This window comes from Amycolatopsis orientalis DSM 40040 = KCTC 9412 (genome assembly GCF_000478275.1).
Classification (GTDB): Bacteria; Actinomycetota; Actinomycetes; order Mycobacteriales; family Pseudonocardiaceae; genus Amycolatopsis; species Amycolatopsis orientalis.
In genome coordinates this window covers 88,742-104,726 of record NZ_ASJB01000083.1, presented here as the reverse complement: position 1 = coordinate 104,726, position 15,985 = coordinate 88,742, and the positions used below count along the sequence as shown (strand labels likewise).

Here is a 15,985-nt window from a genome sequence, read left to right as displayed (position 1 = left end):
AAGGTCACCTTACGTCCGCGGAGCGGCCGCAAGGTGACCTTTCGGTACAGCGTGTCTCAGGCGTTTTCCCGCTGGAACGTCCGCGAGCCCCACCAGATGGCCAGAACCGCCATCACCAGCACCACGACGCTCCCGGTGAACAGCGCGTCCATCGAGAAGTCACCGCGGAAACTGTTCCGCTCGACGTCCACGACATGCCGGAACGGATTGATGCGGGAAATCGTGTACAGCCAATCCGGCGCCGACCCCGCGGTGATCGGGATCAGGATTCCGGAAAGCAGCAGCAACGGCATGAGAACCGCGTTGAGCAAGGCCGGGAAGGCTTCCTCGCTCTTGAGGGTCAGCGCCAGCGCGTAGGAGCACGACGCCAGCGTGATCGACAGCAGGAAGACGATCGCCAGGCTGAGCACGACCCCGCCGAACGGCGCGTTCAAATCGAAGACCAGATACGCCAGCGCGATGATGAGCAAAGCCTGGACGACGGTCTGCAGCGCGTTGGCGAACACCTTGCCCAGCAACAGCGCCACCCGGCTCACCGGAGTGACCCGCATGCGCTCGACCACGCCCGAGCGGTACTCCGCGAGGAGACCGAACCCGACGAACGAACTGCCGAACAGCGCGAGCTGCGCGATGATCGCCGGGGTGAAGATCATCCAGCCGTCCACATCGGACAGCCCTTGCGCGTTGAGCGCCTTCACCAGAAGCGGTCCGAAGAAGAACAGATACAGCAACGGCTGCATGATGCCGATGATGATCCACGTCGGATTACGCAACGCCGCGAGCATGTCCCGGCGGAAGATCAACCAGGTGTCATGCAACATGCGTGGCCTCCTTCGCCGGCTCGTCTCCGACCGGCGCGCCCTCTTCGGCGTCACGCAGGCTGCGGCCCGTCAGGGTCAGGAAGACGTCGTCGAGCGTCGGCCGGTGCACCTGCATGGACGTCATCGTGATTCCCCGCGCGTCCAGCGCGCGCAGCAATTCGGGCATCGCGGTGTCCCCGCGCGGCACCCGGAAACGCACTGTGTCGTCCGTGACGGTCATTTCGTGCGCCCCTTCGAGCCGGCTCGCGACCTCCGCGGTCTCCGCCGCCGACTCCGGTGGAACCCCGATGACCACGCTGTCGCCCGAAACCCTCGCCTTCAGCGAATCCGGTGTGCCTTCGGCGACGATCTTCCCGTCGTCGATGACGATCAGCCGGTCGGAGAGCGCGTCGGCCTCGTCGAGATAGTGCGTCGTCAGGAAGACCGTGACTCCCTGCTCGTCGCGCAGCCTGCGGATGTGATCCCACAGGTTGGCGCGGCTCTGCGGGTCGAGCCCCGTCGACGGCTCGTCGAGGAAGACGAGACCGGGCGAGTGGATCAGCCCGAGCGCGATGTCGAGACGACGGCGCTGCCCGCCCGACAGGGTCTTGGTCGCCCGCTGGTCGAGTCCGGCGAGGTCCAGCTGTTCCGCGAGGGTGGCCCCGCGCGCGAGCGCCTCCGCCTTGCTCATCCGGTACAGCCGCCCTTGGAACTCGATCTCTTCGACGACCTTGCTTTCCGGAGCGGTGCCGCCGCCCTGTGCGACGTAGCCGATTCGCCGGCGCACCCCCAGAGGGTCGGCGAGCAGGTCGCAACCGCCGACGGTCGCTTCGCCCGCCGTGGGCTTGAGCAGCGTGGTGAGCATGCGCAGGGTCGTGGTCTTGCCCGCACCGTTCGGTCCGAGGAAGCCGACCAGTTCTCCGGCCGACACGTCGAGATCGACGCCCTTGACGGCGTGGACCTCGCCCCCATTGCGGCCCTTGCGGCGGAACCGCCGCTCAAGGCCGCGTGCCTTGATCATGAGTACTCCTTTCGGGATCCAGCTAGTCAAACTTGACTAGTGAACGGACGCACTGTGCCCTAAGAGGTGTTCGGCAGTCAAATTTGATTACTTGGGCGGCGTGCCGAACACGACTTCGTCGTCGCCTTCGCCCAGCATCACGTACTCGCCCGCTTCGAGGCGGCCGATCAGGTCCCTCATCCAGGTCACGTTCGCCTCGGCGTGAGCGCTCCACAGTCGGTACAGCTCGCTGACGTGTGGCGGTTTCCCCAGGTCGATCGCGTGCTCGCGGGCGTAGTGGGTCGATTGAGCGTGCGCTTCCATATTCGCCAGCTGCTGTTTCAACAGGGTCAGCACCTGCGCGCGGGGCAGGCTCGGCATGAACGTTACCGCCGCTGACAGCGAGTACCCGGTCGCGTCATCACTCGACAAGGCCCTGCCGAGTTGCACGAGGAACTCGGTCTCCCCGTCTTCGGTCAGCTTGTAGGCGGTCCGGTCGGGCCCACCGCCCGCCTCGACGTCCTCGACCTGTTCCAGGAGGCCTTCAGAGGTCATCTTCTTCAGCGCGTGATAGATCGACCCAGGCTGGACATTGCCCCATTTGTCGGCCGCCCACGAGAGAAGCTCGCGCCGGACCTGGTAGCCGTGTGCCTTCCCGTACATGCGCACGACACCCAGCACCAGCAGACGCGTGGCGGACACCGAGGCCTCCGATCCTCTCCCGGACAACAATGCCTTAGACGACGTCCGTAGGCTAAACAAGCATGAGCACCCCAGTGTTGACTGCGGTGGCCTGGCCCTACGCCAACGGCCCCCGCCACATCGGCCACGTGTCCGGATTCGGCGTCCCGTCCGACGTCTTCTCCCGCTATCAGCGAATGGTCGGCAACCGGGTGCTCATGGTGTCCGGCACCGACGAACACGGCACCCCGATCACCGTCCAAGCCGACAAGGAAGGCCTGACCTCCCAGCAGACGGCGGACAAGTACACCCGTCAGATCGGCCAGGATCTGCAGGGGCTCGGTCTCACCTACGACCTGTTCACCCGCACCACCACGGGTAACCACGCCGAGGTCACGCAGCAGATCTTCCTCGCGCTGCACCGCAACGGCTACGTGGTCCCCAAGACCGCCCGGGGGGCGATCAGCCCCTCGACCGGCCGCACGCTGCCCGACCGGTACATCGAAGGCACCTGCCCGATCTGCGGCTACGACGGCGCCCGCGGTGACCAGTGCGACAACTGCGGCAACCAGCTCGACGCCGCCGAGCTGATCAACCCGAAGTCGCGGATCAACGGTGAAACGCCGAAGTTCGTCGAGACCGAGCACTACTTCCTCGACTTGACCGCGTTCGTCGACACCTTGGGCAAGTGGCTGTCCAGCAAGACCGACTGGCGTCCGAACGTCCTCAACTTCACCAAGAACCTGATCGACGACATGCGGCCGCGGCCGATCACCCGTGATCTCGACTGGGGTGTGAAGATCCCGCTGGAAGGCTGGCGTGACCAGCCGCTCAAGCGGTTCTACGTCTGGTTCGACGCGGTCATCGGCTACTTCTCGGCGAGCGTCGAGTGGGCGCGCCGGTCCGGCAACCCGGATGCCTGGCAGGAGTGGTGGAGCAATCCGGACGCCCGCTCCTACTACTTCATGGGCAAGGACAACATCACCTTCCATGCCCAGATCTGGCCGGCACTGCTGTTCGGCCACAACGGCGAGGGCGATCGAGGCGGAGAGCCCGGCAAGTACGGCAAGCTGCACCTGCCGGACGAGATCGTCTCCAGCGAGTTCCTCACCATGAGCGGCTCGAAGTTCTCGACCTCGCGTGGCACGGTCATCTACGTCCACGACTTCCTGCGGGACTTCGGTCCGGACACCCTGCGCTACTTCATCTCGGTCGCGGGTCCCGAGACCCAGGACACCGACTTCACCTGGGACGAATTCGTCCGCCGGACCAACTTCGAGCTGGCCAACGAGTGGGGCAACCTCGTCAACCGGTCCATCTCGATGGCGCACAAGAACGTCGGCGCCATTCCGCGTCCGGACGCCCCCACGGCCGCCGACGAGGAACTCAAGGCGCTCTCCCGCAAGGCATTCGACACCGCCGGCGCTCACCTCCAGCGGTCCAGGTTCAAAGCGGCGGCGAGCGAGGCCATGCGCGTCGTCACCGCCGCGAACCGCTACCTTTCGGATCAGGAGCCCTGGAAGCTCAAGGACGACCCCGCTCGTCGTGACAGCGTCCTACACACCGCTCTGCAGGTCGTTTCGGACGCCAACACACTGCTCACCCCCTTCCTGCCCCACTCGGCTCAGAAGGTGCACGAGGCACTCGGCGGTTCCGGTGTCTGGGCGGCCCAGCCCGAACTGCAGGAAGTCGAGGACCTCGACATCCCCGGCCGGATCAACCCCATCCTGACCGGGGACTACAAGGCCGAGCAGGCGCGCTGGAAGTCCGTGCCGATCGAGGTCGGAAAGCCGCTGGAGAAGCCGACTCCGTTGTTCGCCAAACTGGATCCGGAACTCGGCGAGACCGGCCCCGAATGGGCGCCGATCTCGAAGTGATCAGTCGATGAGCGCAGAGAAGAAGGAGCTGCCGCCGATCCCGGACAGGCTGCCGGTTTCGGTGGTGGACGCGCACACCCATCTCGACGCGTGCGGCGCGGTCACCGCGGCTGATGTCACCGCCATGGTCGACCGCGCCGAACGCGCGGGTGTCTCGCGGGTGATCACCGTCGCGGACGACCTCGCGGCCGCTCGCTGGGCTACGCAGGCGTCCACTTGGGACTCTCGGGTTTGGGCCGCTGTCGCGATCCATCCCACGCGTACCAAGGATTTCGGTGAAGCCGAGAAATCCGAAGTGGAGAGTCTCGCTAAGGAGTCCAGAGTGGTCGCGGTCGGCGAGACCGGCCTCGACTACTACTGGGACTACTCACCTCACGACGCGCAGCAGGACGCCTTCCGGTGGCACATCGATCTCGCCAAGCGGATCGGTAAGCCCCTGATGATCCATGATCGAGACGCCCACGACGACGTCCTCCGGATCCTTGACGAAGAGGGCGCGCCCGAGCAGGTCGTCTTCCACTGTTTCTCTGGGGACGAGCACATAGCTCGTCGCTGCATCGACGCGGGATACGTACTTTCGTTCGCTGGAACGGTCAGCTTCCGCAACGCCCGCGGGCTCCATGAGGCGGCACGGATCGTTCCGGCCGGCCAGTACCTCGTCGAAACGGACGCGCCGTTCTTAACGCCTCATCCGTTCCGTGGGCGGCCGAACGAGCCCTACTGCGCCGCCTACACCGTCCGCCACCTCGCCTCGTTCAGGGGCGAGGCTGTGCATGAGGTGGCCGAATCGGTGCGAGTGACCGCCGAGCGGGTCTTCCGTTTGCCGAGAGTCACCTCCAGTTGAACGGATTGCGACATTAGTGATCATCAATGGTCCACTCTGATGAGTGACCAACGTCACGACACTCCGGGCGGTGTTTGCGCAACCCGGCGAGGTTCGTTACTGTCCCGTGATCGTGCCGGTCGGTGCCCGTTCATGCGGTCTCCGGCTGTTACGCCCACAGTCACGTCAGTGCACGTCGGGGAAGCGGAACCGGGAGCGGTACGGCCTGGAACCGTGACGATGGCGCTGGCTGCGGGTGTCGGACTTCTAGAGGTGTGCCAAAGTGCGCATCGAGACGAAGGACGTTATGGAGCGGTTGTCGAGTTCCTTGACGTCTTGGGAAAGGGAACGACCCAGTGACTGGTAGCAGTAGGCAGGATGGCTCGCGCCTCGGCGCCGAGACGAACACCTTCGCTTCCGCCGGTTCGGTTGCCGTGCTCGACCGCGACACTCAGTACGGCGAGCTGGACTACTCTGACGATCCGCGCATCACGCACCAGGACGTCCTGGCCGCGCTCGGCCCCGACGCCGATGCTCTGATGGCCGAGATCGACGTCGACGTCGACGAGCTGATCCGCCTCATCAGCGCCGAGACCACCATGCTGCCGCCGATCGTCATTCCGGACGAGATGGCCGAGGACCGCACCGCGGGCGCGCCGATGAAGGCCGCGACCAAGGACGAGGTCATCTCGAACTCGACCCGAGTGTGGAAGAAGCGTTTCCTCAAGGGAACCGTCATGGCGGTGCTGCTCACCCTCGGCGGTGGCGGCGCGGCCGCGATGGCGATGAACAAGAGCGTCACGCTCGACGTCGACGGCCAGCAGCGCACCGTTCACAGCTTCGGCGACACGGTCGGCGAGGTCCTCGAAGACGCCGGCCTTTCGGTCGGCGCGCACGACTCGCTCTCGCCCTCGCCTCAGGCCGAGGTCGGCGACGGTGGCGTCATCAAGCTGGAGCGCGGCCGCAAGCTGAACCTGGTCGTCGACGGCGTAGCTCAGGAGTCCTGGGTTCGCGCGACCAACCTCGGCGAGGCCCTGAATCAGCTCGGCCGCTCCGATCTCGCGAAGTCCGGTACCTGGACCTCGATGCCGCAGAACGGCGAACTCCCGCTCGAGGGCGCCACTGTCGAGGTCAAGACCCTCAAGAACGTCACGCTCTACGACGGCGCGAACGAACCGCGCAAGGTCCAGACCAACTCGGTCACCACCAAGGAATTCCTTGGTGAGCTGCGGATGACCCTCGGCCCGGACGACGAGGCCGTCGGCGGTCTCGACGTCAAGCTGGTCGACGGTGCCGAGGTCCACGTCAGCCGGACCGGCGTCACCATGGTCAAGCAGAACGAGGAAATCGCGCCGCCCGAGCAGAAGGTCGACGATCCGGAGCTCGAAAAGGGCAAGACCAAGGTCGAAGACCCGGGTACCCCTGGCCAGAAGACCGTGACCTACAAGGTCACCCAGCGCAATGGCAAAGAGGTCGGCCGCGAGAAGGTCTCCGAAGAGGTCATCACCGAGGCCAAGCCCAAGATCATCAAGGTCGGTACGAAGAAGCCCGCGGACCCGGTCATCGGTGACGCCGGCGCCTGGGATCGCATCGCGCAGTGCGAGTCGACCGGGAACTGGGCCGCCAACACCGGTAACGGCTATTACGGTGGCCTGCAGTTCAACAAGAGCACCTGGGATGCCTACGGCGGCGCGCAGTACGCCGCGTACCCGCACCAGGCCAGCAAGGCCCAGCAGATCGCCGTCGCCGAGAAGGTTCGCGACGACCGTGGCGGCTACAGCGCTTGGCCGCACTGCGGCAAGAAGGCCTGACGCCAGATCGTTCTCCTTTCCTGAAGGCCATCGTGTGGGTTTCTCCCGCAGGGTGGCCTTCAGGCCGTTTTTCGCTGCTGAGAGTGCGTAGCGTTTTTATCGGAGATCTGCGCGACCGATCTGTCGAGCGCCGTCGAGGGGATTTCCGTGCCGGATCTTGATCTCGATAGCCGGAACCACCACCGCGGCGGTCGCATGTGAGCCACATCGCGAGCCTTGTCCGATCGCACGCTGTCGTCGCCTCTGTGCCGGCTTTGGCCGCCTTGTTCTCGCGGTTGGGCGGTACCTGAGCTGTTCGCCGGTTTCTCGACCGGCTCCGCGGGCTCAGGCCGCTCGGTGACCGGTTCTGGCGACTGCCGAGGCATGGGAACGTCCGGGCTGCTCTCCGCAAGATCGACGATCTCTGCGAAGGCGTCGCCGCGTCTCTCCGCCGGCGTACGGTTCTCGGCTTTCCCGTCCTGGGCCGGTTGTGCCAACGGCACGAGAAGCGCGTTCAGGCGAGCGCCTGTCTCAGGATCGAGGTTGCCCCGCATATCCCAGCGACCGGTGCGTTTCTGACGCAGCCAGAACTCGCTTCGCGGAGTTCTCAGGGTCGGGTCGTGGGTGTCGTTGCCGTCAGGGGCGAGACGCGCGAGCAGGTCTGTTCCGGCAATCGTGACGTCGCGTGGTCTTGCGACACTGGCGAGATCGACCAAGTCCTTTTCGGCTTCGAGGCGGGCCCTCGGGGCGATGTGCTCCGGCAGCCTTCTCATGACAGTGACGATCCGGTCGATGCCGCCATCGGCCAGTGCGCCCGTGGCGGCCGCGGCTCCGGTCAAAGGCGCGACGGGTGGAGTCGAAGTCCCGTCGCGCGTCCGTCTCGAGTTGAGAGCCAGCGCTCGATCGGCCACCTTCTTCGCCTCGGCACGGGGGACCCGGGCCACATGCTCGTAGAAGACGGCGATCGAGTTGTACCCGTAGAGGTCTCGGACACCACGTGACTCGATCTCGGCCAGGATCTGGCCGACTTCGGCGAACAGGCGTCGCCCTTCGCGTAGCCGTGTCTGCAACTCGTCGAGAAGCAGATCGGGGTCACCTTCCGGCAGATTGAGCGGGAAGGTCTTGGGGGTGTTTGTACTGGTCATCCCTCGATTGTCGGGCCAGATTCGAACAAGTGCACGGTATCGATCGGGTGGATGATGATCACGCTCCGGCAGCCCGAACTTGCTGCCATCACTCCGTAGTGGGACCTAGGTTGCGTCGGAGACGTCCGAAGGATGATGCGGTCGAGGTCCGGGGGAACGGGGCCTGGTGCCATTCATCTGCTCCCACTCCTCGCGGAGGACTCCGTAGACAACGGCATCGTGCACGCCGCCAGACCAGCGCCGAGCGCGCCGGAACCGGCCTTCCTCGACGAACCCCAGCCGTCGTCCGACGGCGATCATTCCCGGGTTGCCCGAGAACGTGGCGAAGTCCAGGCGGAGTGCGTCGGTGCGGGAGAACAGGTAGGTCGTCCACAGCCGCAAGGCCTCGGTGCCGAACCCGCCGTTCCAATAGCGCTCGTCATAGATGGCCAGCCCCAGCCGTCGCCAGTCGGTTTGCCTGCTCTCCCAGTACCAGCTGACCTGACCGATCAACCGGCCGTCGCTCAGGTCTGTCACCGCAAGGCTGCTGCGAGGGTCGGGTAGTTCCGACTCGGCCGTGGTGAGCTTGAGTGCCGCCGATTCGGTATCCGCGGCTGTCGGAAGGCCGAAGTACGGGCCGTTCGTCCTATGCCATGGCCGCGCGGGATCGAGTAGGTCGCGGAGCGATCGGATATCCGACGGCCGCCAATCACGCAGCCGGACTTTCTCACCTTCGAGTGCGACGTTGTCCACCGGCCAATCGTGGCCCACCGGGGCTGGCTACGATCGTCAGGTGACTGAACTGCTCGGGCCTGCGGAGATCAGGGCGCTGGCGGCCGAGCTGGACGTACGTCCGACCAAGAAGCTCGGCCAGAATTTCGTGCACGACCCGAACACCGTGCGCCGTATCGTCGACCTTTCGGGAGTCGGCGAAGACGACGTCGTGCTGGAAGTCGGACCGGGGCTCGGCTCGTTGACGCTCGGTCTGCTCGCGACCGGCGCAAAGGTCGTAGCGGTCGAGATCGATCCCGTCCTGGCCGGACGGTTGCCGCACACGGTGGCAGAGCGAGGCGGGGCCGAAAGGCTGACGGTCGTCGGGGCGGACGCGCTGCGGATCAAGGCGGAGGACCTACCCGAACGGCCAACGGCGCTTGTCGCGAATCTGCCGTACAACGTCGCCGTTCCCGTCGTGCTTCACTTGCTCGCCGAGCTGCCGTCGCTGACCAGCGGACTCGTGATGGTTCAGACCGAGGTCGCGGACCGGATGGCCGCCGGGCCGGGAAGCCGGACGTACGGCGTGCCCAGCGTCAAGCTGGCGTGGTACGGGAAGGCGCGCAAAGTCGCCGCAGTGCCCCGATCAGTGTTCTGGCCCGTGCCGAATGTGGATTCCGCATTGGTCGCTTTCGAACGCGGCGACTTGGTGTGGTCCGTGGATCGGCAGCGACTGTTCGCGGTCGTGGACGCCGCCTTCTCGCAGCGGCGAAAGACCTTGCGTGCGGCGCTGGCGTCATGGGCTGGTTCGGCCGAACGCGCGGGGGAATTGCTCGAGAAGGCGGGTGTCGACCCCAAGGCTCGCGGCGAGCAGCTGGATGTTCATCAATTCGCTCGTATCGCCGCAGCGGTCGAGTGACCAGCGGCTGGGCATGACGAGTGCTGTTCGGCGGATGCCTGCTGAGGTCAGCACGAACGCATAAGCCCTCTTCTCGCACTGCGCTGCTCTAGCCTGTCTTAGCAGGCAGGAGCCTTGACGCGTATTCGGGAACGCCACAGCGTTCTCATGATATGGACATCAGATCCTGTAGTATGGACGCGACCAGACGTGTGATCTGCGCCTACGCGCTTGCTTTCATCCAGTGGGATCGGTTTTACTCAGTGAGCCATCCCGAGCGACTGAGAGACCTGGCTCGCCGAAGTCGCAGCAACCACCCTCCACAGGGCAGGTGCTACCGCCAGGACCGATGGAGGCTGTGCCTAATGAACAGGGTCACCCACCCGCTCCTGCTGACCAGGCGACGTGTCGTCGATGAAGGTCGCCGCACGGTAAGTGCGTGTCGACGCTCCACCGTTACTGCCTGAGTCTTCCCCTTACCTCTGAAATCCGTCCGGTCTGGACGGTTAATCGGTGACGGTTGGCGCGCTCGAAAGAAGCGGCGCCCCATTCGCATGGAGCCTTTCGTGATCACTGTCGAAAACTTGTCCAAGTCCTTCCCGCTCAACGGAAATCCCGTCGTCGCCCTGCGCGACGTCAGCGTGGACATCCAAGCTGGCTCGCTGTTCGGAGTCGTCGGTCCGGCGGGCTCCGGCAAGTCGACCCTCGCTCGCTGCATCGGGCTGCAGGAGCGCCCTGACCGGGGTGTCGTCCGGCTCGACGGTCTTAACACCGGGACCCTGGACGGGCGCCGCCTGCGCGAGATCCGCCGCCAGGTCGGTGTCGTGAACACCAAGCCGGAGCTGCTCGCGGAGCGCACCATCGCCGGTAACATCGCGTCGCCGCTCGAGCAGCTCGGCCTTGACGGACCGCAGCGCCGGACTCGGGTCGGCAACCTGCTCGACCTCGTCGGACTGACCCCGCGCGCGGGGCAGCGACCGGGTGAGTTGTCCGAAGGACAGCTGCGCCGGGTGGCGATCGCCAAGGCATTGGCCGCGGGGCCGTCGGTGCTCCTGGCCGACGACCCGACCGCGGGTGTGCGGCCCGAGGAGTCCGGCGCGGTTTTGACCGTGCTCGACCGTGCGCGCGCGGAGCTCGGCGTGACCGTGCTGCTCACCACACCTGACGCCGGAGTGGTTCGCCGTGTTTGCGATGACGTGGCCGTTCTCGAGGCCGGCGCGATCATCGAACGTGGGACCGTGCTCGACCTGGTCTCCGACCCGAACAGCCGGACCGCGCAAGCGCTGCTGCCTTCGATCGAGACCAGCCGGGCGCAGGCTTCGAAGTACGACCGCGCGGTGGACGTCGTGCTTGTCGGCTTCGCGTCGGTCGGCGCGCTGCTGCCTGAGGCCGCCGGGCGTTTCGACGTCGAACTCGCCACCATCGGGGGCGGTCTGACCCGGATCGGCGACACGCCGGTCGGGCGGTTCCGCCTCGGCGTGCGCGGAGAGCACGCGGATGCCGCGCTCGCCTGGATCGCCGAACGGGGCGGTCACGTGACTCACCCGGTCCGCGGGCCGCAGGGCGTCGCTGCCTGAATCCTTCACGAGCGGGTCGTCCTGGACGGATTTCGTCCAGGACGACCCGCTCGTGTCTGACTCGTCCTGTTCTCTTTTCTCCTGGCGGCAGCACAAGTGGAGCGGCCACGTAGGCTTGACTCGTGCTCGCCGTCGTACCGCCCCCAGTCACCGTCAGGGTTCCCGCCAAGGTCAACCTGCACCTGTCGGTCGGTGACGTACGTCCGGATGGCTACCACGAGCTGGTGACCGTGTTCCAGGCGCTTTCCCTGACCGACGAGGTGACCGTGGCGGTCACCGAGGACCCCGGTGTCGAGGTCTATGGCGAGGGTGAGGGTTCTGTACCGACCGGGGCCAACAACCTGGCGTGGAAGGCGGCGCAGGCGCTGGCGGCCCACGTGGGCAGGGCGGACGGCGAATCCAAGGTCCGCGTGGTACTTCGCAAAGGCATCCCGGTCGCCGGTGGGATGGCCGGTGGTAGCGCTGACGCCGCCGCGACTCTGGTCGGGCTCGCGTCACTCTGGAAGCTCGACATCTCCCGCGATGAGCTGGCAGGAATCGCCGCCAAGCTCGGTAGCGATGTCCCCTTCGCTCTCTACGGCGGGACCGCACTGGGTACGGGCCGGGGTGAGCAACTGGTACCGGTCCTGTCTCGGCACACCTTCCACTGGGTGCTGGCGTTCGACCAGCGTGGTCTTTCGACCCCTCGCGTGTTCGGCGAACTGGACAGATTGCGTGAAGAGGGCACCCCGCCGCGGATCGGTTCGCATACGCCGGTGGTCGAAGCGCTGGCGTCCGGTGATCCGAGGCAGCTGGCACTGCTGCTGGGCAACGATCTCCAGGCGGCCGCTGTTTCGTTGCGTCCTGGCCTGCGGCGCACGTTGAGGGCGGGGGTCAACGCGGGGGCGCTCGCGGGCACCGTGTCCGGGTCCGGGCCGACCTGCGCGTTCCTCTGCGCGGACGCCCAGTCGGCGGTCGAGGTCGCCGCGGAGTTGTCCGGAGCGGGAGTGTGCCGGACGGTGCGGGTCGCACATGGGCCGGTACCCGGCGCCCGGCTGGTCGGTGGGGATGACGCGCCGCGCCCGGCGCCGCCTCGAGTGCATGCGTGAGGACGTCCGAACCGGACGTCGACTAATTCCTTGTGGTGCAAGCTTTTTGGAAAGGATCGGCTGAGGAATGGCCAACTTGGTCAACCTGGAGTCGGTGAGCAAGTCCTACGGGGTGCGCCCGCTGCTCGACGGTGTTTCGCTCGGTGTCGCGGAGGGGCAGCGCGTCGGCGTCGTCGGTCTCAACGGGGGTGGGAAGACGACATTGCTGGAAGTTCTCGCCGGTATCAGCGAACCGGACACGGGACGGGTGAGTCACGTCCGCGGCTTGCGGATGGCCGTCGTCACCCAGCGAACCGAACTTCCCGGCGGCAGCACCATCGGCGACGTCGTGCTGGAGCGATACGGCGCGGAGCACGAATGGGCGGCTGACGTCCGAGTCAGGTCCATTATGGATGGTCTGGGGATCACCGCTCTCGGTGTCGACACACCGACGAAGAACCTGTCCGGTGGTGAACGGCGTCGAGTCGCGCTGGCCGCGGCTCTGACTGGCGAGCTGGACCTCGTGGTTCTCGACGAGCCGACGAACCATCTGGACGTCGAAGGTGTGCGGTGGCTGGCGGACCACCTGCTCAACCGCAAGATCGCGGTCGTGGTCGTCACCCACGACCGGTGGTTTCTCGACACCGTCGCGAGTGTGACCTGGGAGGTCGCCAACGGTCGCGTCGAACAGTACGAAGGCGGCTACGCGGACTGGATCTTCGCGCGGGCGGAACGGGCAAGGTTGGCGGCGACGGCCGAGGAGAAGCGGCAGAATCTGGCCCGCAAGGAACTCGCGTGGCTGCGTCGCGGTCCGCAGGCCAGGACTTCGAAGCCGCGCTACCGCGTCGAAGCCGCTGAGGCCCTGATCTCCGACGTCCCGGAGCCGCGCGACTCGGTCGAACTGCAGGCCTTCGCGCGGCGACGGCTGGGGAAGACCGTGCTGGAGGTCGAGGACGCCACCCTGACCGCCGGTGACCGCACCTTGCTCGACCACGTCACGTGGCGGATCGGACCCGGCGACCGGATCGGGCTGGTCGGCGTCAACGGGTCGGGTAAGACGACGTTGCTCAAGTTGCTCGGCGGTGACACGGAGCCCGAGACAGGGCGCCGCATCGAGGGGAAGACAGTCAGTCTCGCGCACCTACGGCAGGAGCTCGATGATCTGCCGGGCGACCTTCGCGTCCTCCAGGCGATCGAGGAGGTCTCCGGAAGGGTCGTGTTCGGCAAGCAGGAGCTTTCCGCGTCGCAGCTGGCCGAAAAGCTGGGGTTCCCGGCGTCGAGGCAGTGGACACCGGTCGAAGACCTGTCCGGTGGTGAACGGCGCCGCCTGCAGTTGTGCCGGCTGTTGATGGCCGAACCCAACGTGCTGCTGCTCGACGAACCGACGAACGACCTCGATATCGACACTTTGCAGCAGCTGGAAGACCTGCTCGATTCGTGGCCTGGCAGCCTCGTCGTCGTTTCGCACGACCGGTACCTCGTGGAACGAGTCTGCGACACCATCGTCGCCCTGTTCGGAGATGGGCACGTGACCCATTTGCCGGGCGGCATCGAGGAGTACCTCGATCGGCGGACCAAGAGCCTGGCGAAGGCCGGTGCCGACCGGAAATCGGGCAACGGGCAGGCTTCCGAGCCCAAGAAGAGCGCCGCGGAACAGCGGGCGGCACAGAAGGAACTCTCCCGCCTCGAGCGCAAGCTCGACCAGTTGCACGCCAAGGAAGGCAAGCTGCACGCGGCGTTGCTCGCGGCCGCGACCGATCCGGCGAAGCTCATCGAGCTCAACACTGAACTGAAAGCCGTCGAAACGGAGAAGGAGGAGGTCGAGGCCCAATGGCTGGAGACCTCCGAAGCGATCGAGTGAGTTCACTCGACGGCGAGCGGTCGTTCTCGGGCGGACAGTACTGTGACGCGCATGAGTCGGTTCGTGGACACGCTCGTCGCCACCGCGGCGGGGCGAGGTCAGCAGCGAGGAATGGTCACAGGTGAGCCCAAGGAGCCGGTTCGGCGTACCTGGGCCGAGATTCACGAGCAGGCCATGCGGGTCGCCGGGGGCCTGGTCGCCGGCGGGCTGGAGCCGGGCAAGGCGGTGGCGGTCCTGGCGGGAGCGCCATCGCTGATCGCGCCGACGGTGCAGGCCGTATGGCTCGCCGGCGGCAGCGTGACGATGCTGCACCAGCCGACCCAGCGCACCGACCTGGCCGAGTGGGCCGAGGACACCGTTCGCGTGCTGCGGATGATCGGATCCGGTCTCGTCCTGCTCGGTGAGCCGTTCGATCAGCTGGCGCCGGTGCTCACCGAGCATGGGATCGCCTTCCAGGTGATCACCGAACTGCTTGAGGCCGAACCCCTGACCGAGGCCGTTCCGACGGCCGAGTCCGACACCGCGCTCCTGCAGCTGACCAGTGGATCGACGGCCGATCCGAAGGCCGTTCAGATCACCTACGGAAACCTGTACTCGAACGTCAAGGCGATGGTCGATCGCGCCGAGTTCGATTTCGACGTCGACGTGATGGTTTCGTGGCTGCCCACCTTCCACGACATGGGAATGGTCGGCTTCCTGACCGTTCCCATGACGTTCGGCGTCGAACTCGTCAAGATCACGCCGCTCGAGTTCTTGTCGGGGCCGTTGATCTGGCCGCAGCTGATCAGCAAGTACAACGGGACGACCACGGCCGCGCCGAACTTCGCGTACGCGATCGTGGGCAGGCGCATGGCGCGCGTCGAGGACGACAACGCCTACGACCTCTCGAAGCTTCGGATCGCGCTGAACGGCGCCGAGCCGATCGACGAAACGGCCGTAGAGGCGTTCGTCGAGGCGGGGGCGCGGTTCAAGATGCCCGCCGAATGTGTTTTCCCGGCCTACGGCATGGCGGAGGCGACTCTCGCGGTTTCGTTCGCGCCGTTGTTCACCGGGCTGACGCTGGACGTCGTCGAAGCCGACGCGCTCGAAACGGACAACCGGGCGGTGCCGGTGCCGGAGGACGACCCGCGGCGCGGGACCGATGAGGTCCGCTCTTTCGCCGTGCTCGGACCACCGCTCGACGGGCTCGAGGCCGAAATCGTCGACGACAAGGGCACCGTTCTCGGCGAGCGTCAGGTCGGGGAGATCCGCTTGCGCGGCGAGGCCGTGACGCCGGGCTACCTGACGATGGAAGGTCCGCTCGCGACACAGGACGAGAACGGCTGGCTGCTCACCGGCGACCTCGGCTACCTGGTCGACGGCATGATCGTGATCTGCGGTCGCCGCAAGGACGTCATCATCATGGGCGGCCGCAACCTGTACCCGACCGATATCGAACGGGCGGCCACGTCGGTCCAAGGGGTTCGGGCGGGGAACGCCGTGGCCGTGCGGATCGACGCGGGCAGCCGTCGGGAGCGGTTCGCCGTCGTCGTCGAATCGAAGCTCGCCGGGGATCCCGACACCGAGAAGGCACTGGCGAAGGAGGTCGCGGCCAAGGTGCGCGACGCCGTCGACATGCGGCCGTTCGCGGTCGTCGTCCTTTCTGCCGGAAGCCTGCCCAAGACGCCTTCGGGCAAGGTGAAGCGGGCCGCGACCGCCATCCAGTTCGCGGACAAGATCGCCAAGAACGCGGCCACCAGCTGACACGAGAAGGCCGGGTCCGCGAACGTCGCGGAC

At 66.3% G+C, this 15,985-nt stretch carries 13 protein-coding genes and 1 riboswitch; of the genes, 8 read left to right on the top strand and 5 right to left on the bottom strand.

All coding sequences use genetic code 11. The annotated features are described in order from the left end of the window. Window positions 1–56: 56 nt before the first annotated feature. The 3 genes from L324_RS31635 to L324_RS31625 all read right to left on the bottom strand — a co-directional run bounded on the left by L324_RS31635 (window position 57) and on the right by L324_RS31625 (window position 2,502). Window positions 57–821, bottom strand: a complete 765-nt coding sequence (locus tag L324_RS31635) for an ABC transporter permease (protein WP_037317385.1) — start codon at window positions 819–821, stop codon at window positions 57–59. Beyond that, window positions 811–1,821, bottom strand: a complete 1,011-nt coding sequence (locus L324_RS31630; protein ID WP_037317382.1) for an ATP-binding cassette domain-containing protein — start codon at window positions 1,819–1,821, stop codon at window positions 811–813. The genes L324_RS31635 and L324_RS31630 overlap by 11 nt, the downstream gene beginning before the upstream one ends. An 87-nt stretch (window positions 1,822–1,908) precedes the next feature. Next, the gene (locus tag L324_RS31625; RefSeq protein ID WP_037317379.1) at window positions 1,909–2,502 is read right to left on the bottom strand and encodes a PadR family transcriptional regulator; all 594 of its coding nucleotides are present in this window, start codon (window positions 2,500–2,502) and stop codon (window positions 1,909–1,911) included. A 62-nt stretch (window positions 2,503–2,564) separates the two neighbouring features. Between L324_RS31625 and metG the strand changes: the two genes are divergently transcribed. The 3 genes from metG to L324_RS31610 all read left to right on the top strand — a co-directional run bounded on the left by metG (window position 2,565) and on the right by L324_RS31610 (window position 6,992). Further along, complete coding sequence (gene metG / locus L324_RS31620; protein WP_173426426.1) at window positions 2,565–4,358, top strand: methionine--tRNA ligase; 1,794 nt, start codon at window positions 2,565–2,567, stop codon at window positions 4,356–4,358. A 7-nt stretch (window positions 4,359–4,365) separates the two neighbouring features. After that, on the top strand, window positions 4,366–5,202 hold the full coding sequence (locus L324_RS31615; RefSeq protein WP_037317373.1) for a TatD family hydrolase: 837 nt from the start codon (window positions 4,366–4,368) through the stop codon (window positions 5,200–5,202). 413 nt (window positions 5,203–5,615) lie between these two features. Further along, entirely contained in the window at window positions 5,616–6,992 is a 1,377-nt protein-coding gene (locus L324_RS31610) for a resuscitation-promoting factor (protein WP_037317370.1), read from the top strand. A 59-nt stretch (window positions 6,993–7,051) separates the two neighbouring features. Here the strand turns inward: L324_RS31610 and L324_RS41085 are convergent, their stop codons facing one another. Together L324_RS41085 and L324_RS31600 are read right to left on the bottom strand one after the other, a co-directional pair. After that, on the bottom strand, window positions 7,052–8,116 hold the full coding sequence (locus L324_RS41085) for a DUF222 domain-containing protein (protein ID WP_051174195.1): 1,065 nt from the start codon (window positions 8,114–8,116) through the stop codon (window positions 7,052–7,054). 105 nt (window positions 8,117–8,221) lie between these two features. After that, window positions 8,222–8,848, bottom strand: coding sequence for a GNAT family N-acetyltransferase (locus tag L324_RS31600; protein ID WP_051174194.1), 627 nt, complete (start codon window positions 8,846–8,848; stop codon window positions 8,222–8,224). Window positions 8,849–8,888: 40 nt separating this feature from the next. Between L324_RS31600 and rsmA the strand changes: the two genes are divergently transcribed. The 5 genes from rsmA to L324_RS31575 all read left to right on the top strand — a co-directional run bounded on the left by rsmA (window position 8,889) and on the right by L324_RS31575 (window position 15,952). Next, window positions 8,889–9,725, top strand: coding sequence for a 16S rRNA (adenine(1518)-N(6)/adenine(1519)-N(6))-dimethyltransferase RsmA (rsmA, locus tag L324_RS31595; RefSeq protein WP_037317367.1), 837 nt, complete (start codon window positions 8,889–8,891; stop codon window positions 9,723–9,725). Between the two features lie 244 nt (window positions 9,726–9,969). Continuing rightward, window positions 9,970–10,060, top strand: a riboswitch (SAM riboswitch). A gap of 210 nt (window positions 10,061–10,270) precedes the next feature. Beyond that, a complete protein-coding gene (locus tag L324_RS31590; RefSeq protein WP_037318739.1) occupies window positions 10,271–11,281 on the top strand; it encodes a methionine ABC transporter ATP-binding protein in 1,011 nt (336 codons plus the stop codon). A 122-nt stretch (window positions 11,282–11,403) separates the two neighbouring features. After that, the gene (locus L324_RS31585; RefSeq protein WP_037317364.1) at window positions 11,404–12,369 is read left to right on the top strand and encodes a 4-(cytidine 5'-diphospho)-2-C-methyl-D-erythritol kinase; all 966 of its coding nucleotides are present in this window, start codon (window positions 11,404–11,406) and stop codon (window positions 12,367–12,369) included. 67 nt (window positions 12,370–12,436) lie between these two features. Then, complete coding sequence (locus L324_RS31580; RefSeq protein WP_037317361.1) at window positions 12,437–14,209, top strand: ABC-F family ATP-binding cassette domain-containing protein; 1,773 nt, start codon at window positions 12,437–12,439, stop codon at window positions 14,207–14,209. Window positions 14,210–14,260: 51 nt separating this feature from the next. Then, window positions 14,261–15,952, top strand: a complete 1,692-nt coding sequence (locus L324_RS31575; protein ID WP_037317358.1) for a fatty acyl-AMP ligase — start codon at window positions 14,261–14,263, stop codon at window positions 15,950–15,952. Window positions 15,953–15,985 lie beyond the last annotated feature (33 nt).

Coding starts and splice junctions, on each gene's coding strand:
- L324_RS31630 (WP_037317382.1), bottom strand. CDS start 1,821: ATGATCAAGGCACGCGGCCTTGAGCGGCGGTTCCGCCGCAAGGGCCGC.
- metG (WP_173426426.1), top strand. CDS start 2,565: ATGAGCACCCCAGTGTTGACTGCGGTGGCCTGGCCCTACGCCAACGGC.
- L324_RS31580 (WP_037317361.1), top strand. CDS start 12,437: ATGGCCAACTTGGTCAACCTGGAGTCGGTGAGCAAGTCCTACGGGGTG.
- L324_RS31635 (WP_037317385.1), bottom strand. CDS start 821: ATGTTGCATGACACCTGGTTGATCTTCCGCCGGGACATGCTCGCGGCG.
- L324_RS41085 (WP_051174195.1), bottom strand. CDS start 8,116: ATGACCAGTACAAACACCCCCAAGACCTTCCCGCTCAATCTGCCGGAA.
- L324_RS31615 (WP_037317373.1), top strand. CDS start 4,366: ATGAGCGCAGAGAAGAAGGAGCTGCCGCCGATCCCGGACAGGCTGCCG.
- L324_RS31575 (WP_037317358.1), top strand. CDS start 14,261: ATGAGTCGGTTCGTGGACACGCTCGTCGCCACCGCGGCGGGGCGAGGT.